At 60.9% G+C, this 20,549-nt stretch carries 23 protein-coding genes; 14 read left to right on the top strand and 9 right to left on the bottom strand.

Annotated features, from left to right (window positions below):
• The first annotated feature begins 80 nt into the window (after nt 1–80).
• Nucleotides 81–842 (top strand): CHAD domain-containing protein, encoded by a 762-nt coding sequence (locus AB4N41_RS00685; protein ID WP_460138314.1) that lies wholly within the window; start codon nt 81–83, stop codon nt 840–842.
• Between the two features lie 236 nt (nt 843–1,078).
• Nucleotides 1,079–1,873 (top strand): acyl-CoA thioesterase, encoded by a 795-nt coding sequence (locus AB4N41_RS00680; RefSeq protein WP_460138313.1) that lies wholly within the window; start codon nt 1,079–1,081, stop codon nt 1,871–1,873.
• Between the two features lies 1 nt (nt 1,874).
• Here the strand turns inward: AB4N41_RS00680 and AB4N41_RS00675 are convergent, their stop codons facing one another.
• The 3 genes from AB4N41_RS00675 to AB4N41_RS00665 all read right to left on the bottom strand — a co-directional run bounded on the left by AB4N41_RS00675 (nt 1,875) and on the right by AB4N41_RS00665 (nt 4,939).
• On the bottom strand, nt 1,875–2,240 hold the full coding sequence (locus AB4N41_RS00675; RefSeq protein ID WP_315435596.1) for a DUF962 domain-containing protein: 366 nt from the start codon (nt 2,238–2,240) through the stop codon (nt 1,875–1,877).
• A gap of 203 nt (nt 2,241–2,443) precedes the next feature.
• Nucleotides 2,444–3,925, bottom strand: a complete 1,482-nt coding sequence (locus AB4N41_RS00670) for a methyl-accepting chemotaxis protein (RefSeq protein ID WP_460138312.1) — start codon at nt 3,923–3,925, stop codon at nt 2,444–2,446.
• 207 nt (nt 3,926–4,132) lie between these two features.
• On the bottom strand, nt 4,133–4,939 hold the full coding sequence (locus tag AB4N41_RS00665) for a TatD family hydrolase (RefSeq protein WP_460138311.1): 807 nt from the start codon (nt 4,937–4,939) through the stop codon (nt 4,133–4,135).
• 234 nt (nt 4,940–5,173) lie between these two features.
• On the opposite strand from AB4N41_RS00665, the gene AB4N41_RS00660 reads away from it, so the two are divergent.
• The 3 genes from AB4N41_RS00660 (at nt 5,174) to AB4N41_RS00650 (ending at nt 7,700) form a co-directional block, all read left to right on the top strand.
• The gene (locus tag AB4N41_RS00660) at nt 5,174–6,595 is read left to right on the top strand and encodes an MltF family protein (RefSeq protein WP_041478391.1); all 1,422 of its coding nucleotides are present in this window, start codon (nt 5,174–5,176) and stop codon (nt 6,593–6,595) included.
• A 113-nt stretch (nt 6,596–6,708) separates the two neighbouring features.
• Nucleotides 6,709–7,143, top strand: a complete 435-nt coding sequence (locus AB4N41_RS00655) for a DoxX family protein (protein ID WP_039759946.1) — start codon at nt 6,709–6,711, stop codon at nt 7,141–7,143.
• 248 nt (nt 7,144–7,391) lie between these two features.
• Nucleotides 7,392–7,700, top strand: a complete 309-nt coding sequence (locus tag AB4N41_RS00650; protein WP_041478394.1) for a hypothetical protein — start codon at nt 7,392–7,394, stop codon at nt 7,698–7,700.
• Between the two features lie 6 nt (nt 7,701–7,706).
• On the opposite strand, the gene greB is transcribed toward AB4N41_RS00650, so the two are convergent.
• Genes greB through AB4N41_RS00635 form a run of 3 tightly spaced genes read right to left on the bottom strand, consistent with a single transcriptional unit; the run spans nt 7,707 to nt 11,426 of the window.
• Nucleotides 7,707–8,204 (bottom strand): transcription elongation factor GreB, encoded by a 498-nt coding sequence (greB, locus tag AB4N41_RS00645; protein ID WP_071173132.1) that lies wholly within the window; start codon nt 8,202–8,204, stop codon nt 7,707–7,709.
• A gap of 34 nt (nt 8,205–8,238) precedes the next feature.
• Nucleotides 8,239–10,743, bottom strand: a complete 2,505-nt coding sequence (locus AB4N41_RS00640; protein WP_252876697.1) for an ABC transporter permease — start codon at nt 10,741–10,743, stop codon at nt 8,239–8,241.
• The gene (locus tag AB4N41_RS00635; RefSeq protein WP_016770883.1) at nt 10,743–11,426 is read right to left on the bottom strand and encodes an ABC transporter ATP-binding protein; all 684 of its coding nucleotides are present in this window, start codon (nt 11,424–11,426) and stop codon (nt 10,743–10,745) included. Before AB4N41_RS00635 ends, AB4N41_RS00640 begins: the two co-directional genes overlap by 1 nt.
• Nucleotides 11,427–11,436: 10 nt before the next feature.
• Here AB4N41_RS00635 and AB4N41_RS00630 point away from each other — a divergent pair, with 10 nt between their 5' ends.
• The 3 genes from AB4N41_RS00630 to AB4N41_RS00620 all read left to right on the top strand — a co-directional run bounded on the left by AB4N41_RS00630 (nt 11,437) and on the right by AB4N41_RS00620 (nt 13,577).
• The gene (locus AB4N41_RS00630) at nt 11,437–12,042 is read left to right on the top strand and encodes an arylesterase (RefSeq protein ID WP_252868046.1); all 606 of its coding nucleotides are present in this window, start codon (nt 11,437–11,439) and stop codon (nt 12,040–12,042) included.
• Nucleotides 12,043–12,099: 57 nt separating this feature from the next.
• Complete coding sequence (locus AB4N41_RS00625) at nt 12,100–12,393, top strand: hypothetical protein (protein WP_016770881.1); 294 nt, start codon at nt 12,100–12,102, stop codon at nt 12,391–12,393.
• Nucleotides 12,394–12,605: 212 nt separating this feature from the next.
• Nucleotides 12,606–13,577 carry a L,D-transpeptidase family protein gene (locus AB4N41_RS00620; RefSeq protein ID WP_024013783.1) on the top strand — a complete coding sequence of 324 codons (972 nt, stop codon included), beginning with the start codon at nt 12,606–12,608 and terminating at the stop codon, nt 13,575–13,577.
• A 126-nt stretch (nt 13,578–13,703) separates the two neighbouring features.
• Here the strand turns inward: AB4N41_RS00620 and oprI are convergent, their stop codons facing one another.
• The gene (oprI, locus tag AB4N41_RS00615) at nt 13,704–13,955 is read right to left on the bottom strand and encodes an outer membrane lipoprotei OprI (RefSeq protein WP_003183784.1); all 252 of its coding nucleotides are present in this window, start codon (nt 13,953–13,955) and stop codon (nt 13,704–13,706) included.
• 639 nt (nt 13,956–14,594) lie between these two features.
• Between oprI and AB4N41_RS00610 the strand changes: the two genes are divergently transcribed.
• Complete coding sequence (locus AB4N41_RS00610) at nt 14,595–14,876, top strand: GNAT family N-acetyltransferase (protein WP_016770879.1); 282 nt, start codon at nt 14,595–14,597, stop codon at nt 14,874–14,876.
• A gap of 60 nt (nt 14,877–14,936) precedes the next feature.
• Here AB4N41_RS00610 and AB4N41_RS00605 read toward each other — a convergent pair whose 3' ends face one another.
• Complete coding sequence (locus AB4N41_RS00605; RefSeq protein WP_016770878.1) at nt 14,937–16,013, bottom strand: 3-deoxy-7-phosphoheptulonate synthase; 1,077 nt, start codon at nt 16,011–16,013, stop codon at nt 14,937–14,939.
• A gap of 129 nt (nt 16,014–16,142) precedes the next feature.
• Nucleotides 16,143–16,586, bottom strand: a complete 444-nt coding sequence (locus AB4N41_RS00600) for a PilZ domain-containing protein (RefSeq protein ID WP_041478403.1) — start codon at nt 16,584–16,586, stop codon at nt 16,143–16,145.
• Here AB4N41_RS00600 and AB4N41_RS00595 point away from each other — a divergent pair.
• The 5 genes from AB4N41_RS00595 to cysB all read left to right on the top strand — a co-directional run bounded on the left by AB4N41_RS00595 (nt 16,585) and on the right by cysB (nt 20,541).
• Entirely contained in the window at nt 16,585–16,971 is a 387-nt protein-coding gene (locus AB4N41_RS00595) for a thioredoxin family protein (RefSeq protein WP_252876696.1), read from the top strand. The genes AB4N41_RS00600 and AB4N41_RS00595 overlap by 2 nt on opposite strands.
• Nucleotides 16,968–17,924 (top strand): putative 2-dehydropantoate 2-reductase, encoded by a 957-nt coding sequence (locus tag AB4N41_RS00590; RefSeq protein ID WP_252876695.1) that lies wholly within the window; start codon nt 16,968–16,970, stop codon nt 17,922–17,924. The genes AB4N41_RS00595 and AB4N41_RS00590 overlap by 4 nt, the downstream gene beginning before the upstream one ends.
• A 22-nt stretch (nt 17,925–17,946) precedes the next feature.
• Nucleotides 17,947–18,852 carry a 5'-nucleotidase gene (locus AB4N41_RS00585; protein WP_024013777.1) on the top strand — a complete coding sequence of 302 codons (906 nt, stop codon included), beginning with the start codon at nt 17,947–17,949 and terminating at the stop codon, nt 18,850–18,852.
• A 97-nt stretch (nt 18,853–18,949) separates the two neighbouring features.
• Nucleotides 18,950–19,453, top strand: a complete 504-nt coding sequence (locus AB4N41_RS00580) for a universal stress protein (RefSeq protein WP_016770874.1) — start codon at nt 18,950–18,952, stop codon at nt 19,451–19,453.
• Nucleotides 19,454–19,566: 113 nt separating this feature from the next.
• Nucleotides 19,567–20,541, top strand: coding sequence for an HTH-type transcriptional regulator CysB (cysB, locus tag AB4N41_RS00575; protein WP_016770873.1), 975 nt, complete (start codon nt 19,567–19,569; stop codon nt 20,539–20,541).
• Nucleotides 20,542–20,549: the final 8 nt, after the last annotated feature.

The raw sequence follows: 20,549 nt of genomic DNA, 5'->3' as shown, positions 1-20,549 counted from the left end.
AAGCCACAAGCTTTGAAGCAAACGCATTCAGCTTGAAGCTTGTAGCTAGAAGCTTGCAGCTGTCTACGGAGTAGACCCCAATGATCGATCGCTTGGTGGCTCATGTGTTGAGCCTGGATGTGCGGCTGCTGGCATGTCAGGCGCGCCTGACTGCGCGCACTGATCCCGAGGCGTTGCATGATTTGCGCACCACGATGCGGCGCTTGCGCAGTCTGTTGCGGCCGTTGCGCGGCTTGCCGGGTGTCGAGCAACTGGAGGCGGCGGCGTCTGCGGTGGGCGAGTTGACCACACCGTGGCGTGATCGCGAAGTGCTCGCGGCGTATCTGCTCGAGCATGATCAGCCCGAGGCTGCGCAGCGGCGTCTGGCGCAAATGGCCGAGGCGTATCCGGCGCTGGCGGCGAGTGCGGAATTGGCTTCGTTGCTGATGATTCTCGACGCCTTTCCACGGTTTCTGCGCGCGTCCGAGCGTCAGGGCTTGCTCAAAGATCTGGATAAACGCATTGAAAAACGCCTGGGCAAACAATGGCAGAAACTCGACGAAGCGCTGCACGATCCCGCCCATGACCGCCATCGCCTGCGCCTGCTGATCAAGCGTGTGCGCTATGGCATCGAAGCCTATCCCGAGCTCGATCGCTTGCCGAAGCCGGCCTACAAACGCCTGAAATCCGCGCAAGGCGCACTGGGCGACTGGCACGATTGCTGGCAATGGCTGGCCCGGGCCGAGCAGGAAGCCGATCTGCAACCGTGCGTGGCGACTTGGCAGGCGGGGTTGATCAAGGCAGAGCTGAAGGCCGATCAAGTGCTGGAAAAGCTCAGCGCGACCTGTTTCAAACACTCCTGAAGATGGCTCTGTTCCCCTGTGGGAGCGAGCCTGCTCGCGAAGGGGCCGTGTCAGTCGCAATCATTGTCGACTGATCGACCGCTTTCGCGAGCAGGCTCGCTCCCACAAGGTGATTTGTCGCTTGAAGGAATCGGGCCAAGGCCTATCTGTCAGCCCATTTGACCGGAATAGACGCTGCGTCGCCGCCCGGGGCTGGGTAAGATCCGCGCATTCCTTTCTCGTTTTCCGAGGTTGTCATGCGCTTTTGCGATCTGCTCGATGCTGTCCGCCAACAACCTGAAGTGACCATCCCCGCCGAATGGGGGCAGGGCCGCGCCAGTTTTGGCGGGCTGGTGGCTGCGCTGCAATTTGAAGCCATGCGCGCCAGGGTGCCGACGGAGCGCCCCGTGCGTTCGCTGGCGATTACCTTTGTCGGCCCGGTCGAGCCGGAAGTGCCGGTGAGTTTCGAAGTCGATGTGCTGCGTGAAGGCAAAGCCGTCAGCCAGGTGTTGGGCCGCGCCATGCAGAATGGTCAGGTGGTGACGATCATTCAGGGCAGCTTCGGTGCCTCGCGGCCCTCGGAAGTCGCCGTCGAAGCCTACCCGGCGCCTACCATGAAACACTGGGACGAATGCCAGGAGCTGCCGTACATCAAAGGCGTGACCCCGGAATTCATGCGCCATCTGGCGATGCGCTGGAGCGTCGGCGGCATTCCGTTCTCCGGCACGGCCTCGCGCTTGATGGGCGGCTGGGTGCGGTTGCGTGGGGATGTCAAAGAGGAGCCGGTCAACGAGGCGCATCTGCTGGCGCTGGTGGATGCCTGGCCGCCGGCGCTGTTGCCGTATCTGAAGAAACCGGCGCCGGGTAGCACGCTGACCTGGACCATCGAATTCGTGCAGCCGTTACACGATTTGAGCACGCTGGACTGGTGCCAATATATGGCCGATATCGAATACGCGGCCGACGGTTACGGCCATGTCGCCGCGAAGTTGTGGAGCGCGAAAGGGGAGTTGATTGCCATGAGTCGGCAGACCGTGACGATCTTCGCCTGACTCAATGCCGACGGTGGCGCTCACGCCAGGCGCGCCACCAGCCACCGCTGAGAAAGAACCGCGGAAAGGTCAGAAACTGCTCGACCAGCAAACGTGACACGGCATCTTTGCGATCACTGAACGGCTCGGAGGCTTGCGCCTCCAGGCGGTGACCGTGGCGCTGCAGACCCAGCGCCGCGATGATACCGATCACGCCGATGGCGACGCTGGCCAGACTCAGGCTGAACACCCCCGACACGATCAGCAGAAACGCCACGATAAACAGCGGCACGGCAATCAGGTGCAGTACCAGATTGGTCGGATGCTGATGATTGCCCGGGTAGGCGCGCCATTGCCACGCGGGAAGGTTGGGGTGACGTTTGCCCATGTTTGCTACTCCTCGATCCATGTTGAACTTCATGGTTGAAGAATAGGCCCGGGCGCGGAGGGCGGCGAATCAAGGTTGGCTATTGAAGTGATAGCCGTCATCGCAGGATTCGATGTAGGTGCCTCTGACGCCTTCGCGAGCAGGCTCGCTCCCACATTGATTCTATGGCGCATGTGGGAGCGAGCCTGCTCGCGAAAGCGGATTCACAATTTCAACTGGCCTATCGCCTTGTTAAGCGCCCCGGCCAGCGCCGCCAGCTCATTACTGGTCGTCGCCGAATCCACCGTCTGCTGCACGGTGTTCTCGGTCACGTCACGAATACTCACCACCGCGCGATTCATCTCCTCGGCAACCTGACTCTGCTGTTCCGCCGCCACGGCAATCTGCGTGTTGCTTTCGCGCATCTGCGCCACCGCCCCGGTGATTTCCGCCAGCGCCGCGCCAGCCTCCTGCGCCTGCTGCACGCAGTCGTCGGCCTTGTAAGAACTCTCCTGCATGAAATCCACCGCATCGCGGGTGCCGGCCTGCAATGCGGCGATCATGCCGGTGATCTCGTCGGTGGACGCCTGCACGCGCTTGGCGAGATTGCGCACTTCATCGGCGACCACGGCAAAGCCGCGACCCATCTCCCCGGCGCGGGCCGCTTCGATCGCCGCATTCAGCGCGAGCAGATTGGTCTGTTCGGCAATGCTGTGAATCACGCTGACCACGCCGTTGATCTTCTGGCTGTCCTCGGCCAGGCGTTGAATCATTTCTGCCGTCTGCTGCACGCCGTTGGACAACCCGGCAATCGATTGCTGCACCCGCGCCACCACCTGCTGACCGCTGCCGGCGAGGCCATCGGCGGTTTTCGACAGATCGCGTGTGGCGCCGGCGTGTTGCGCGATGTGATAAACGGTGGCGGTCATTTCGTTGATGGCGGTGGCAGCCTGGTCGGTTTCGCTTTGTTGGCCGAGCATGCCGTGGCGCACGTCGTTCATGCTCGAGGCCAGCCGCGCTGCACCGTCATCCAGTTGTCGCGCGGTGCTGGCAACGGTGCTCACGACGCGTTGATAACCGGCCTGCATGGCGTTGAAGGCATTGGCCATCTGCCCGACTTCGTCCCTGCCCACCAGCGGCACGCGAGCGGAGAGGTCGCCGGTTTTTTCAACGTGCAGCATCACGTCTTTCAACGTGTTGAGCTGGCTGAGCAGAAAGCGGATCAACAGTTGCGAGGCGCCGAGCATCGCCAGCATCAGGATGAATACCGCCAGCGCATAGTTGGCGAAACGCTCGCTGAACACCTGGCTCAGGCTCGGGGCATAGGCGATGACCGCCACTTGCTCGCCGTCGGCACGGCTGAACACTTCGGCGCCGATCAACGGATTCTCGCCAAACAGCGGCATTTCATTGATGGCGTTCCAGCCGTTGCTGCCGGTGATTTCCAGCAGCGGTTGATCATTGAGACGCGGCGCTTCACTGCGCTTGAATGTCAGCACTTGGGCGGACTTGGGCAACGGTTGCCCGAGCGGCCAGGCCTTGAGCAACTGCGCCTGCGCTTGCGCGGATGCCTGCGCGGCGTGGCTGCGGGCCTGCTGTTCGAGATGTACGGCGTACAAAACCAGCAGCAGAGTGGTGACAAAGGCGACCGCGTTGACCGCCCAGAATTTGTATTTCAGCGAGATGTTGCTAAGCCAGGCACCCATGGAGGTCTTCTCTGATAGCGGAAACAGTTTTGGCAAGGTGCCATTATTGTGCCGCTATGCAGATTCGGGAGTTTTGATATGAATCAACAGATGCCGAGATCTATTGTGGGAGCGAGCCTGCTCGCGAAAGCGTTGCGTCCTTCAGCCCATTTGTAGCTGATCCACCGCCTTCGCGAGCAGGCTCGCTCCCACAGGGGAAGTGTGCAGTCAGATGAGAATGGGGAGTTTAAAAAACGCCCGGGCACATGCGGTGCTATGCGCGGCCAGCGCTTCCTCGGTCTCGCCGCGATGCATCGCCACCTCGCGCAACACTTCGGTCAGATACGCCGGTTCGTTGCGACCGTTTTTCGGTTTCGGCCGCAACGTGCGCGGCAGCAGATATGGCGCATCGCTTTCCAGCATCAGCCGCCCCGGCTTGATCTCTTTGACCAATGGATGCAGATGCGTGCCCCGGCGTTCGTCGCAGATCCAGCCGGTGATGCCGATGTGCAGATCCAGATCGAGGTAGCTGAACAAAGCCTTTTGCTCGCCAGTGAAGCAGTGCACCACCGCCGCCGGCAGTTGATCGCGGAAGTCTTTGAGGATCTCCAGCAGCCGCTGGCTGGCATCACGCTCGTGCAGGAACACCGGCAATTGCAGTTCGACGGCCAGCGCCAGATGTTCTTCGAGAACCTTTTCCTGTTGCGCGCGCGGGGAGAAGTCGCGGTTGAAATCCAGCCCGCATTCGCCCACCGCGACAACGCTGGATTCGTTCAACAGACTGCGCAGACGACGGGCGCTGTCAGCGTTCCAGTCGCTGGCCGAATGCGGGTGAATACCGGCGGTGGCGAACAGCCGTTGGCCACTTTCATCCAGTTGCTGGCACAGTTCCAGCGCCTGCTCGCTACCCTCGACGCTGGTGCCAGTCAGCACCAGTTGGCAGACGCCTGCGGCATAGGCGCGGTCGAGCACGGCCTGGTGTTTGTCGGCGAAACTGGGGTTGGTCAGGTTGACGCCGATATCGATGAGTTGCATGGTGCTACCTCGGGCCGAAGGCCGGAAAGCATATCAGAGCTGTAGATTTATAAGAAAAGCCAAGAACTACAAAGACTTATGGCTGTCTGTTGAGGCCGCGAAGGACTCCGGGGTGGCGACTATGCCATCACTGTGCCAGTCTCACGCACTTTATCAGCGCGCAAAGCGCTCTGTTTTCGTCGGTGATGTCGTCTCTTTTGCGACGAATAGCCCCGTATTCTTTTCGGAGAGTGGATGCATCGTCCCTCGGTTCTGCTGCTGTTGTGTGCTGCGTTGCTGCTGCCGATGACGGCGGTCGCGCGCCTGCCCGGGCCGCTGCAAGCCGTGCCGGCGAGCAAGGTTCGTGACCTCTCGGACATTCGCAGCAGCCGCGTGTTGCGGGTGTTGGTCAATCAGAGCCGCAACAGCTCCGGCGAGGTCCAGGGCCAGGCCATCGGTGTCGAGTACCACCGATTGCGCGCGTTCGAGCAATACCTCAATGGCCATGCTCGCGACGGCCAGGAAGTCACCCTCAAGATCATTCCCAAAGCCAAGGATCAATTGCTCGGCGCTTTGCAGCGCGGCGAAGGCGACATGGTCGCGCCCGGTGAATTGCTCGATCTGCCTTCTGGCTACGCGGTCGCCAGCAGTGAGCCGATTGCCAGCAACGTGCCGCTGGTGCTGGTCGGGATCAAGGGCCAGCGCCGTTACACCAAGGTCGAGCAACTGTCCGGCAAGACCCTGGCCTTGCCCACCGGCAGTGCGGCGGGGGAGGTGGTCAGCCAGCTCAACCAGAAACTGGCGCTGCACAAACTCGCGCCGATCAATATCGAGTGGGTCGATCCGACGCTGGCGGTCGAAGATGTGCTGGAGATGGTCCAGGGCGGGATTTTCCACCTGACCATTGTCGAGCAACCGATTGCCGAGCGTTGGGGCAAGATCCTGCCGAAGCTGCGTCTCGATCGGCAGCTGAGCCTCGGCGAGCCGGGCGAAGAACATTGGTTCGTGCGTCGCGATGCGTCGATGTTGCGCGCGAGCATCGATCGCTTCCTCACCGGTTACAAGAGACCGTCGGACGAAGACGCGGCGTTCCTGCGCATCTATCGGCGCCTGTATCAGGTGCACAATCCGCTGGCCAAGGCCGATCGCCAGCGTCTGGAAAAACTCCGTCCAACCCTGCAGAAGCACGCCGATGCGCAGAACATGGACTGGCTTAACCTGGCGGCGCTGGCGTTCAAGGAATCGCGTCTGCAGCCCAACGCTCGCAGCGGCAGCGGCCCGACCGGGCTGATGCAGATCACCCCGTCCGCCGCGCAGCGGGTCGGCGTGAGCAATATCCAGAATCTCGATGCGAATGTGCAGGCCGGCGCCAAGTACCTGGCGATGATCCGCCGCAAGTTCTTCAGCAGCCCGAAACTCAACGAGCGTGAGCGCATGGCCTTCACCCTCGCCGCTTACAACATCGGCCCCGAGCGCGTGCAGGGCATGCGCGCGGAAGCCCGCCGCCGTGGCCTCAATCCCAACCAGTGGTTCTTCCAGGTCGAGCGCATTGCCATGGAGCAGGTGGGGATGGGCGCCGTCAGCTATGTTAATAGCGTGAACAAGTATTACCTGGCATTCGACCGGGAGCGAGAGTCGCTCGAGCCCCGGCAGCAGAAAGTGGTCACACGGAAATAATCTAACAATTCGATTGTTATGGCGATATTTTTGCGCTTTAAACATGAAATAAACTGATTAATATAGCGACCAACCCAAACACACAAACACTTCTGCACAACAAGGAATGCACCATGAGCTCTCTGATCAACAAGGTTCTGTTCACCCGCGCCGGTTACGGCCTGACTGTCCTGCGCATTGCTGTCGGCGTGATCTTCGCCGCCCACGGTTCGCAGAAACTCTTTGGTCTGTTCGGTGGTTACGGCTTGGCCGGCACCGCACAATGGATGGAAAGCATTGGCCTGACCCCGGGCTATCTGATGGCCTCGCTGGCCGGCGGTACCGAGTTCTTCGCCGGTCTGGCGCTGATCATCGGCTTGCTGGTACGCCCGGCGGCACTGGGTCTGGCGTTCCTCTCGCTGGTGGCGATCTTCTCGGTGCACATCGGCAACGGTCTGTTCATGGCCAACAACGGTTATGAGTTCGCTCTGGCTCTGCTGGCCGGCAGCATCGCGGTACTGATCGAAGGTGCCGGCAAGCTCTCGGCGGATCGCGCCATCGCCGGTTGAAGGCTCTGGCTCAAGGCAAAGGCCCGCATTGCGCGGGCCTTTTTTGTTGCTGGCGATTCTTGACACTGATCGGTCACGTTCTCTAGGATGTTGCCCATGCGCCGATTTAAACAGCTACTTGCGGGGCGCCAGGTGACTTCTACAGTTACCGTCAGAAGCCGGAACAGGGCTTCGAAATACCGCTAAAGCGCTGGTTCGGTGTTGCCTCTCACCTGCCATGCAGACTTTTGAGGCAGAGACACGACACGATGAACGCACTACGCCCTCCAGCACGTCCCGCGCCGATCACGGCACATGTCACCCAGCGCAACCCGAAAATCCTTCTTGGCGGCAAACACCAGCCGACGCTGTTGCGTTATCTCGATGGCTGGCCACGTCGCAGCGGCGGTCCTGCCGCGTTCCTGATCCAGTTTGTCGATGACGGCGAGTCGCTGGCGCGTTTCGCTACGGACAGCTTCGATCTGGCGGTGATTCAAGCGCCGAGCGCAGAAGATGCGCCGGAGATGATCAAGCAACTGACCCGCGTAGCGCGGCAGGGCCTGATCACTCGGCGCTGATCAGTCTTACGGGTATTCAATCGCAACGATATAAACGAACTGCTCGCCGGTCGGCGTTTGCACCCGCACTTCCGCGTCGAGTGCCTTGCCGATCAGCGCGCGGGCCAGCGGCGAGTCGATGCTGATCAAACCCTGTTTGAGGTCCAGTTCATCGGGGCCGACAATGCGGTAGCGCGACTGCTTGCCGTCCTCGTCTTCGATGGTCACCCAGGCGCCGAAATAGACTTTGTTCGGGTCGCTGGGTTTTTCGCTGACCACCTTGAGCGCTTCCAGGCGTTTGGTGAGAAAACGCACGCGACTGTCGATTTCGCGCAGCATCTTCTTGCCGTAGGTGTACTCGGCGTTTTCCGAACGATCGCCCTGCGCTGCCGCTTCACTCACAGCCTGGGTGACCTGCGGGCGACGCACATGCCACAACTCATGGAATTCGGCGCGCATCCGCGCTTCACCCTCGGGGGTGATCAGCGCGGTGCCGGCGGTGCGGGGAGGGCGATAACGACTCATGGCGACTTCTTGTGATTAAGACCGCTTGAGTCTATCAACCCTCGCGCAACACTGTCAGCGGGCTCGCATTCAGAGCGCGACGCGTGCCGAACACACCGGCGCCACCAATCAGCGCGGCGCCAATCAGCGGCAGCACCAGCAGCCATGGATGCGGATGCCATGGCAGATCGAAGGCGAAGCGGTACAGCACCAGACTGACCACCTCCGAACCGATCGCCGCGAGCAGACCGCTGACCGCACCCAACAGACCGAACTCGATACGCCGGGCCTTGATCAGCAATTGCCGCTCGGCGCCCAGCGCGCGTAACAGCGCACCCTGGCGAATGCGTTCATCCAGCGTCGCTTGCAGGCCGGAGAACAGCACCGCCATCCCCGCAGCCAGAACAAACAACAATACATATTCCACCGCCAGGGTGACCTGGGCGAGGATGCTGCGCAGCTGTTCGAGCAACGCTTCGACCTGCAGGATGGTCACCGCCGGGAAGGTCCGCGACAACTCGACAATCTGCTGATCATGCCCCGGAGCCAGATAGAAACTGGTCAGGTAAGTCGCCGGCAGATCCTTCAAGGTACCGGGCTGGAAGATCATGAAGAAGTTCGGCTGGAAGTTGTCCCAGTTGATCTCGCGCAGGCTGGTGACCTTCGCTTCGCGATTGACGCCGCCGACGCTGAATACCATGTGATCGCCGAGTTTGAGTTTCAGGCTTTCGGCAACCTTGCCTTCCACCGAGACCCCCGGCACATCATCGGACGGCTGGCCGCTCCACCACGAGCCGGCGGTGAGCTTGTTGCCGGCCGGCAGATCCGCCGCCCAGGTCAGGCTCAGGTCACGCTGAATGGCGCGGTCACCGGCCGAGTCCTTGCTGACGATCTGTTGTACCGCTTCGCCATTGATGCTGATCAACCGACCCGGTACCACCGGATACAACGGCGCCGCTTGCGCGGACACCTTGATCAGGTGATCGGCGAAAGCCTGTTTGTCCGCCGGGAGGATATTCAGCGCGAAATAGTTCGGCGCGTTTTTCGGTAGCTGGTTCTGCCAGGTGTCGAGCAGTTCGCCGCGCAGCAGTGCGATCAGCGCCATCGACAACAGGATCAGACCGAACGCCAGCGACTGCCCGGCCGCAGCCAATGGATGCCGCAACAACTGGCCAAGGCCCAGACGCCAGGGCAACGAGGCGCGGGCCAGCATGCGGCGCAGGCTTTGCAGCAGCAACAACAGCAGGCCGCCCAGCACCAGCGCGGCGACCACGCCGCCGCCGAGCAGGGCGAAGGTCAGCAGCAGATCCAGACTCAGACGCCACATGATCAGGCCCAGCGCACCCAGCGCCGCGCCGTAGACCATCCATGTGCTCGAGGGGATCGGCAGCATGTCGCGGCGCAACACCCGCAGCGGCGGCACGCGACCCAGTGCAGCCAAAGGCGGCAAGGCAAAACCGGCCAGCGCCACCAGCCCGGTGCCAATCCCGGCCATCGCCGGAAACAGGCCGCCCGGCGGTACGTCACTTGGCAGCAAATCATTCAGTAACGCGAACAGCCCCAGTTGCGCCAGCCAGCCGAGCAGGGCGCCGCTTATGGCGGCAATCAGGCCGAGCACCGTCAGTTGCAGGCTGAACAGCACCATGGTTTCCCGGCGCGACAAGCCGAGGCAGCGCAGCAAGGCACTGGCGTCGAAACGGCGACTGGCGAAACGATTGGCCGACAGCGCCACGGCCACGCCAGCCAACAACACCGCGACCAGACTGGCCATGTTCAGGTAGCGCTCGGCCTTGCCCAGCGCACCGCCAATCTGCCGGTTACCGTCACGGGCATCCTGGATTCGCTGGTTTGCAGCGAGGCCCGGTTTGATCAGCTCGCGATAAGTTTCCAGCGCCTGCGGTTCGCCGCGCCACAGTTCGCGATAACTCACCCGGCTGCCCGGTTGCACCACGCCGGTGGCGGCGAGGTCGTCAAGATTGATCAGTACCCGTGGCGTCAGGCTGTAGAAGTTGCCGGCGCGATCCGGCTCGTAGGTCAGCACGCGGGTCAGCTTCAAGGTCTTCATGCCGACGTCGATGCTGTCGCCTATCTTCAGATCCAGCGCGGTTAACAGACGTGCCTCGACCCAGGCTTCACCGGGTTGCGGTTCGCTGCCGACTTCTTCCTCGGCAAAGGGTGCAGGCGCGCTCTTCAGCTCGCCACGCAATGGATAGGCACGGTCGACAGCTTTGATGCTCGACAGCTGAATGCCGTTGTCGGTGGCAATGACGCTGGAGAACTCCACCACTTGCGCATGATTCAGGCGCAGTTCGGTGCCGCTGCGGATTTGCTCCTCGCGGGCCGGCGAGCTGCCTTCAAGGACCAGATCGGCACCGAGAAACTCGGTAGCCCGCAGCATCATCGCGCCATTGAGGCGGGCGCCGAAATAGCCGATCGCGGTGCTCGCCGCGACGGCCACCACCAGCGCAAAGAACAACACGCGCAACTCACCGGCGCGGGCATCGCGCATGAGCTGGCGCAGGGCAAGGCTGAACAGACGCAACAGCGGCAGACGTGCCATCAAGGCTCCAGAGGGGCGACCAGCAGCCCGGCTTCAAGACGGATCAGGCGCCGGCAGCGATGGGCCAGGCGTTCGTCGTGGGTCACCAGCACCAGGGTGGTGCCGCGTTCCTTGTTCAATTCGAACAGCAAGTCGCTGATGCGCTCGCCGGTGTGGCTGTCGAGGTTGCCGGTCGGCTCGTCGGCGAACAGCACGTCCGGTTCGGCAGCGAAGGCGCGGGCGATGGCCACGCGTTGCTGTTCACCACCGGAGAGCTGGCGCGGCGAATGGGTCAGGCGCTGACCGAGGCCGACGCGCTGAAGCAATTGCGTGGCGCGCTCGCGGGCATCTTTGCGGCCATCGAGTTCAAGCGGCAACATGACGTTCTCCAGCGCATTGAGGCTGTCGAGCAACTGGAACGACTGGAAGACAAACCCGACGTGCTCGGCGCGGATTCGCGCGCGCTGGTCTTCGTCGAGATTGCTCAGGCCCTGGCCGGCGAGAGTGACTTCGCCGCTGCTCGGCAGGTCGAGTCCGGCGAGCAGGCCGAGGAGGGTGGATTTGCCGGAACCGGACGCGCCGACGATGGCCAGGCTGTCGCCCTTGTTCAGTTCCAGGCTGAGTTCGTGCAGGATAGTCAGTTCACCTTCCGCGCTAGGGACCACTTTGCTGAGGTTCTTCGCGGTGAGAATGCTTGCGCCCATGGAGAATCCGATGCGTGTATGGTTTTTGAGTGCTGGCCTGGCCTTGATGTGCATGGCCCAGAACGCAGCGGCGGGTACTGTCCTGATCGTTGGCGATAGTATCAGCGCCGGTTTCGGCCTGGATACCCGTCTGGGGTGGGTCTCGCTGCTCGAGCAGCGGCTCAAACAGGAGGGTTTCGACGATAAAGTGGTCAACGCCTCGATCAGTGGCGACACCAGTGCCGGAGGCCTGGCGCGGCTGCCGGCGCTGCTTGCAGAGCATAAGCCTGAGCTGGTAATCCTCGAGTTGGGTGGCAACGACGGCCTGCGCGGGATGCCGCCAACGCAATTGCAACAAAATCTTGCTTCGATGATCGACAGCTCGCGGCAGAGCGGCGCGAAAGTGCTGCTGCTCGGCATGCAGTTGCCACCCAATTATGGCAAGCGCTACACCGATTCGTTCGCTGAGGTTTACGGCAAGCTCGCCGTAGAGAAAAACATCCCGTTGGTGCCGTTTTTTCTCGAAGGTGTCGGTGGTCATCCGGACCTGATGCAGGCCGACGGTCTGCACCCGGCGGCGGGGGCTCAGGGCAAGTTGCTGGAAAATGTCTGGCCGACGCTAAAACCGCTGTTATGAGGCTTTTCTAGAGGCAGGCTTTCGGCTAATGTGGCGCCCCCTAATTTGGAGCCCCCGATGCCGCGCCCTGCCTGGTCCCTGTTTGCCTACCAACTGATCGAGCCTGACGAGCAGCTGGATCTGTTCGCCTGCCAGGAAGTGCGGGTGCATCTGGTGACGCGTCAGCTGGAACTCGGTGGCTCGGCTGATCGCACGCTGTGCGGCACTCTGCTGCCGGCGCAACCGCGCTGGTCGAATGTTGATCGCCGGGTGTTCCAGGATCAGCGCCTGTGCTCGCTGTGCCGGGCGATTCTCGAATCGCAGAAACGCGGTACGTCGCCGATCTGGCCTGAGCTGCGTTTCGAACTCTGAGCGCTGAAGATCAAAGTGTGGGAGCGAGCCTGCTCGCGAAGGGGTTTTATCAATCGACATTTATGGTCGCTGATACACTGCTTTCGCGAGCAGGCTCGCTCCCACCTTGAACGCACCCTGTCGCCAATAGCGGTGCTACCTCCCCGAATCCCCAAGCCGCGGTGTACAATCGCGCTCTTATACCCTTGATGATCATGCGAAGGATTTTCCGGATGTTGCCGCGCTTTCCTGCCGTCACCCGCTGCCTGTCACTTGCCGCCCTGTGTGTGGCCGGCCCCGTTGCTGCATTGGAGCTTCCCTTGCCACCACCCGGCGAAGACATCGTCGGCCAGGTGCAGGTGATCAAAGCCAAGTACGAAGACACCTTCGCCGACCTGGGCACCACCTACGATCTGGGCTATTCGGAAATGGTTGCGGCCAACCCGGGCATCGATGCCTGGCTGCCGGGCGCCGGTACCGAGATCGTCCTGCCGACGCGCTTCATCCTGCCGCCGGGCCCGCGTGAAGGCATCGTCATCAACCTCGCCGAATACCGTCTCTATTACTACCCGAAAGGCCGCGACGTGGTGTACACCTTCCCGCTGGGTATCGGCCGCGAAGGCTGGGGCTCGCCGATCGCGCACACCTCGATCATCGCCAAGACACCGAACCCGACGTGGACGCCTCCGGCCTCGATCAAGGCCGAACACGCCGCTGACGGTGATCCGCTGCCGAATGTGGTGCCGGCCGGTCCTGATAACCCGCTGGGGCCGTTCAAGTTCACCCTCGGCACGCCGGGCTACCTGATCCACGGTTCGAACAAGAAGTTCGGCATCGGCATGCGCACCAGCCACGGCTGTTTCCGCATGTTCAACAACAACGTGCTGGAAATGGCCGGTATGGTCCCGGTCGGCACCTCGGTGCGCATCATCAACGACCCGTACAAGTTCGGTCGCAGTGGCGGCAAGGTCTATCTGGAAGCGCACACGCCGCTCGACGACAAGGGCAACCCGTCGGTGGTCGACAAGCACACGGCGGTAATCAACGCGATGCTCAAGCGTGAAGACATCACCAGCAACCTGCGCATGAACTGGGATGTGGTGCGTGATGTGGTCGCCGCCGAAGACGGCCTGCCGGTAGAGATCGCCGTGCCGAATACCTCGGCGCCAATGGTGAGCAGTGCACCGATCGACCTGCAGCAATAAGCTCTGATTGAAAACCCGCCGATGCGAGCAGCGTCGGCGGGTTTTTTATTGCACGGAGAAAAGCACCGGGCACAAAAAAGCCGACCCGGAAAACCGGATCGGCTCGATAACAATCCCGAGGGATTATTACTTGCGGCTAGCTTTTTCCAGCATGCGCAGAGCACGCTCGTTAGCTTCGTCAGCAGTCTGTTGTGCTTTTTGAGCAGCAGCCAGAGCTTCATCAGCTTTACGGTAAGCTTCGTCTGCACGAGCCTGGGAGCGAGCAGCTGCGTCTTCAGTAGCGGTCAGACGTGCTTCGGTTTCTTTCGATGCGCTGCTGCAACCGGTAGCCAGAACTGCGGCCAGAGCCAGAGCAGAGAATTTCAGAACGTTGTTCATCGTGTTCCCCTTCAAGGACTTTCAAATTAAGTGGCTGTCTCCTCACGATTGAGGAAATAGCCGGCGTACATACTACCCATTACTTGTAGTAAGTAAACTGACGTAGCGCAAGAAGCAAAAAAAATTGTAGGCGTTGATTCTTTTTCGAGCAACTTTTAACTGCGCTGTATAAAAAATATCCAGCTGCAAGCCCCGGCGTGAGCGACTCAAACGGGAAAAGTTCCCGCGCTCGCGCGCTGTTTTTGCGACTTCGGCTAAAGTCTTTCTAAATGAATTCGTCCACACTTTTGTTCAGGTTCTGCGAAGCGCTTCGCGTATCTTTGTTGATGTACAGGTGACTTTAAAAAAGGTTGCACGTCTTAAGTCACAACATTCCGGCAATGTTCAGGCAAACGGCACGCAAAGATTGTCTTGCGGCCGAACCTGCGACCATCGATGCCAATGCACGCAAACCATCCGATGACGAGCGTACCTTGAGCATTTTCGCCAATGGTGCCTACTATTCAGCAGGTGTCAGATTGCGCGAGATCGGTGTGGCTCTTCTCAGTGTCCATCAGGCACGGGGTGGCGTAGATGTTCCTTCGCCGGAAAAACATCGGTAAGGTAGGGGTCACAATTCAAGACCCGCGAGGAGTAGTGATGAGCGAGGCGTTGTCCATCCACCATGACCAGGCTGGTCATCAATTCGAGACCACTGTGGACGGTCATCGTGCTTACCTGACCTACATGGATCTGGGCAAGCAGACCCTGGATATCTATCGCACCTTCGTGCCCAACGCCCTGCGCGGCCGTGGCATTGCCGCAGCGCTGACTGAACGCGCGCTGCAATACGCCGAAGAAATGGGCTACACGGTGATCCCGTCATGCTCCTACGTCGAGCGCTACATGGAACGCCATCAGCGCCGCGCTGCGAAGATCTGAATCGCACACACAAAAACGCCGGACAATGTCCGGCGTTTTTTTATGCGCTTAGAACGCAGCTTACGTGCGCTGGCGTTTCGGCAATACGTCCTTGAGCTTGGCGTGCATGCTGCGCAAGGTGTTTTCGGTGGCGGACCAATCGATGCAGGCATCGGTGATCGACACGCCATATTGCAGGTCGGCGAGGTCTTTCGGGATTGCCTGGCAGCCCCAGTTCAGGTGGCTTTCGACCATCAGGCCGATGATCGACTGGTTGCCTTCGAGGATCTGGTTGGCGACGTTCTCCATCACCAGCGGTTGCAGGGCCGGGTCCTTGTTGGAGTTGGCGTGGCTGCAGTCGACCATGATGTTCGGCTTGATCTTCGCCTTGTTCAGCGCCTGCTCGCACAGGGCTACGCTGACCGAATCATAGTTCGGCTTGCCATTACCGCCGCGCAGCACCACGTGACCGTAGGCGTTGCCTTTGGTGGTGACGATTGACACGCCACCTTCCTGGTTGATGCCGAGGAAACGGTGCGGGCTGGACACCGACTGCAAGGCGTTGATCGCCACGGTCAGGCCGCCGTCGGTGCCGTTCTTGAAGCCGACGGCCGAAGACAGGCCGGAAGCCATTTCGCGGTGAGTCTGCGATTCGGTGGTACGCGCGCCGATGGCCGACCAGCTGATCAGATCCTGCAGATACTGCGGGGAGATCGGGTCGAGGGCTTCGGTCGCGGTCGGCAGGCCTTTCTCGGCCAGGTCGAGCAGCAACTGACGACCGATGTGCAGACCGTCCTGGATCTTGAACGAGTCGTCCAGATACGGATCGTTGATCAGACCTTTCCAGCCGACGGTGGTGCGCGGCTTCTCGAAATACACACGCATGACCAGATACAGCGTGTCCGAGACTTCCTCGGCCAGCACCTTGAGGCGATCGGCGTATTCGTGGGCAGCCTTGATGTCGTGAATCGAGCACGGGCCGATCACGACGAACAGACGGTGGTCGGTGCCATCGAGAATGTTGCGAATGACTTCGCGGCCCTTGGTGACGGTGCGCAGGGCGGCGTCGCTCAGGGGGATATCACGCTTGAGCTGATCGGGAGTGATCAGGGTCTCGTTAGAGGCGACGTTTAGGTCGTTGATCGGTAAATCAGCCATCGTTTACTCGTCAGGTCACGGGTGCCGGCCGCCAGCGATCCCCGCGCGGCGGAGCACAGCAGATTTAGCGCGTCGGGGGAGCCGAACCTTAGCGCGTCAGAGGCGGCTCGACAATGGGCAAACCGTGCTTTAGTCCAGCGCTGGCTGCGCAAAAGCCTTGCGCAGGTTGTCGTGGGAGAACTCTTCGGCATGCTCCTCGACCCATTGCAGGGCCAGCGCCTGAATATCCTGCAGGTCATCGTGGCTGTCCTGCATGCGCGAATAGCGTTCGATCTGACACACCTGCTCACCCATTCGCGCGCTGAACAGGGTCTGTTCGTCAGTGAAGGCGATGCCCACCAGATAGCCTTTTTTACGGCGCAGACACCAGGCCACATAGCCCGGGCAACAGAAGTCGGCATTCAGCGTCGGCATGCGTACTTGCAGCGCAGTGCCGTGGCGCCAGGCGCGGTGGTAATTGCAAGCGATGCCGCCGAGGCTGATAGTGTGCAGCTGTTGTCTGGAAATGCATTCAGGCTTGAGTAACGTCAATTCAACCGGCACTTCGTCCGGATGAGGAATGAAACGTCCCATGAGCACAGACTCCCTGTGTCGGCCATCTGACATTGTTTCCCCCAGTATAGTGGTCGAATCCGAGCTGACCGACTTCGACGCCGACCAGCGGCTGCTGGCGATGCGCGGGGTTTCTCTGGTGATCTTCAACAGCGTCGGCTGTGCCAGTTGTCGTTATGCCCGCGAGGTGTTGCCGGGATTGCCGCTGGCTATCGATCGGCTGTGCTGGATTGACGCCGGCGACAATGGCGGGCTGGTCGAGCGTTATCAGGTGTTTCATTTGCCGGCGCTGTTTGTGGTGCGCGACGGCGAGTTCTTTGGCGCAGTGCACACACGTCTGACGGTTGATCAACTCAACCAGGCGGTGGCGCAATCGCTGAGTCGAATTGCAGAGGAGTTGCCATGAGCGAGACAGTCAGCAAACCGGTGGTGGGGATTATCGGCACCGGTGCGATCGGCGGGTTTTACGGGGTGATGCTGGCGCGTGCCGGTTTCGACGTGCACTTTTTGTTGCGCAGCGAATTCTCGGCGGTGGCTGAGCGCGGTTTGCAGATCAACAGTGCGGTGCACGGGCCGTTGACGCTCCATCCGGCCAATGCCTATTCCGCTGCCGAAGACATGCCGCCCTGTGACTGGCTGCTGGTCGGCACCAAGACCACCAGTAATGCCGGTCTGGCCCCGGCGATCATTCAGGCCGCCAAACCTGACGCAAAAGTGCTGTTGCTGCAGAACGGTCTGGATGTCGAAGACAGCCTGCGACCACTGTTGCCGGATTCGCTGCATCTGCTCGGTGGTCTGTGCCTGATTTGCGTGCACCGCGAAGGGCCGGGGCAGATCACCCATCAGGCCCTTGGCGCGGTGAATGTCGGTTATCACAGCGGCTCGGCCATTGATGAAGTAGCGCGCATGGCGATCGTCGAAGAGGGAGCCGGACTGTTCCGTGCCGCCGGCATCGACTCGCAGGCGATGGCCAACCTGCATCAGGCGCGCTGGCAGAAACTGGTGTGGAATATTCCCTATAACGGACTTTCGGTGTTGCTCGGCGCGGGAACCGAAGCGCTGATGGCTGATGCTGACAGCCGCCTGTCGATTCAGGCGTTGATGGCCGAAGTGGTGCAGGGCGCCCGGGCCTGTGGATACGAGATCCCGCCCGGCTATGCCGAGTACCTGTTCACCATGACGGAAAAAATGCCCGATTACTGGCCGAGCATGTACCACGACTTTGCACACAAACGCCCGCTGGAGCTGGAGGCGATTTACGCCCGGCCACTGGCGGCGGCGAAAGCGGCGGGCTGCGAGTTGCCGCGCATCGAGGCGCTGTATCGCCATTTGGGTTTTATCGACCGACGCAATACCTGAGTCGGTTGTTCTGGGGGAAGGCATGGCCAATAACATCGATGACAAACTGGTGCTGGCGATTTCCTCGCGCGCCTTGTTCGACCTGAGCGAAAGCCACAAGGTCTACCTGTCGAGCGGCGTCGAAGCCTATCGGCAATATCAGATCGAGCACGAAGACGAAATCCTCGCGCCGGGCGATGCGTTCCCGCTGGTGGAAAAACTCCTGAGCCTGAACAGCCGCCTCGGTCGCGCGCGGGTCGAGGTGATTCTGGTTTCCCGTAACAGCGCCGACACCGGGCTGCGCGTGTTCAATTCGATTCATCATTACGGCCTGGCGATTTCTCGTGCGGCGTTCGTCGGTGGGCGCAGTCCGTACCCTTATCTGAAAGCGTTTGGCTGCGACCTGTTTCTCTCGACTCACGCCGAAGACGTGCGTGCCGCGCTGGACGCCGGGTTCGCCGCCGCCACGATTCTGTCCGGTGGCGCGAGCCGTGCGGCCAGTGATGAATTGCGTATCGCCTTCGACGGTGACGCGGTGATCTTCTCGGACGAGTCCGAGCGCGTTTATCAGTCCGGCGGCCTGGAAGCGTTTCAGGCCAAGGAACGCGAATCGGCACGCGAGCCTTTGCGCGGTGGGCCGTTCAAGGGCTTTCTGGCAGCGCTCAATCTGTTGCAGCGCGAGTTTCCCGATGACGATTGCCCGATCCGCACCGCGCTGGTGACTGCGCGTTCGGCGCCGGCCCATGAGCGAGTGATTCGCACCTTGCGGGAATGGGATATCCGCCTCGATGAATCGCTGTTTCTCGGTGGCCTGACCAAATCGGCGTTCCTCGAAGCCTTCGCCGCTGACGTGTTCTTCGATGACCAGACCGGTCATTGCGAGCTGGCTCGCGAAGTGGTCGCCACCGGCCACGTGCCCCACGGCATCAGCAACGAACCGCCGATCTAGAGCCTTTTCATTCAGGACGTTGCGTCGCACGTCGTACTCGCCAAGGCACTGCTAAGCTGAATCAATCTCCGCCATCGTTGGCTCGCGAGGAGGTCCCATGATTCGCTCAATGCTGTATGCCACCGACCTCGGTCTGTACGCACCGTTCGTGATGCAGCATGCCCTGGCCTTGGCGCGCACCTTCAATGCCGATCTGTATGTAGTACACGCGGTGGAACCCATGGGCCTGTTTGCCGAGTCGGTGCTGCAAAGCTATCTCGACGAACAGGCATTGAACGAATTCCATAGTCAGGGTCTGAAAACAGTCATTGCCAATATCGAACAACGGGTGCTCGACAGCTTTCGTGAAGAACTGGGGGACGACGGCGAACAGGATCTGCAGCGCATTCGCGCGGTGCGCGTGCTCCAGGGTGATCCGTCGCAGGTGATTCTCGACCAGGTGCACAAGCTCTCGGTCGATCTGCTGATCGTCGGCAGTCACAGCCATGGCGTCGGCGCGGAAACGCCGTTGGGGCGCACGGCGGCGCGGGTCCTGCAGCTGGCCAAGGTGCCGGTCTATCTGGTGCCGCTGATGGAGCGCCGGCGGCGGGAGGATCGTTGAAGCAGGAATAATGGCGTTTTGATAAAAAAGTTCTAGATTTATTCTTCGAACCATTAATATAGTTATATACCGTCGCTGATGCCCGTGGCGTCTACCTGCTTTGAGGGATTGATATGAAGCTTCAACAACTGCGCTACATCTGGGAAGTGGCGCACCACGACCTCAACGTTTCCGCTACCGCTCAAAGCCTGTACACCTCGCAACCGGGCATCAGTAAGCAGATCCGCCTGCTGGAAGACGAGCTGGGCGTCGAAGTCTTCGCCCGCAGCGGCAAGCACCTGACCCGCGTCACCCCGGCCGGCGAGCGCATCATCACCACCGCTGGCGAGATTCTGCGCAAAGTCGAAAGCATCAAGCAGATTGCCCAGGAATTCTCCAACGAGAAAAAGGGCACCCTGTCGATCGCCACCACCCACACCCAGGCACGTTATGCGCTGCCGCCGGTGATCAGCAATTTCATCAAGCAATACCCGGACGTGGCCCTGCACATGCATCAGGGCTCGCCGATGCAGATCGCCGAGATGGCCGCTGACGGCACCGTCGATTTCGCCATTGCCACTGAAGCGCTGGAGCTGTTCGGTGATCTGGTGATGATGCCGTGCTATCGCTGGAACCGCTGCGTGGTCGTACCCCACGGCCACCCGCTGACCAAGCTGCCGAAGCTGACCCTTGAAGCGCTGGCCGAATATCCGATTGTTACTTACGTGTTCGGTTTCACCGGCCGTTCCAAGCTCGATGAAGCCTTCAGCCATCGTGGCCTGACGCCGAAAGTGGTGTTCACCGCTGCTGACGCCGACGTGATCAAAACCTACGTGCGTCTGGGGCTGGGCGTGGGCATCGTGGCTAAAATGGCCGTCGATACCAAACTCGATAACGACCTGGTGGTGCTGGATGCCAGCGAGCTGTTCGAGTCGAGCATCACCAAGATCGGTTTCCGTCGTGGCACCTTCCTGCGTGGCTTCATGTGCGACTTCATCGAGAAATTCGCTCCGCACCTGACCCGCGAAGTCATGGCCAAGGCCATTCAGTGCCACAACAAGCAAGAGCTCGAAGAACTGTTCGACGGCGTCGAACTGCCCGTTCACTAAGCACCCGC

The organism is Pseudomonas sp. S2_A10, from assembly GCF_054668465.1.
Note: the sequence above shows the minus strand (reverse complement) of the source record. Positions and strands in the feature narration are given on the sequence as shown.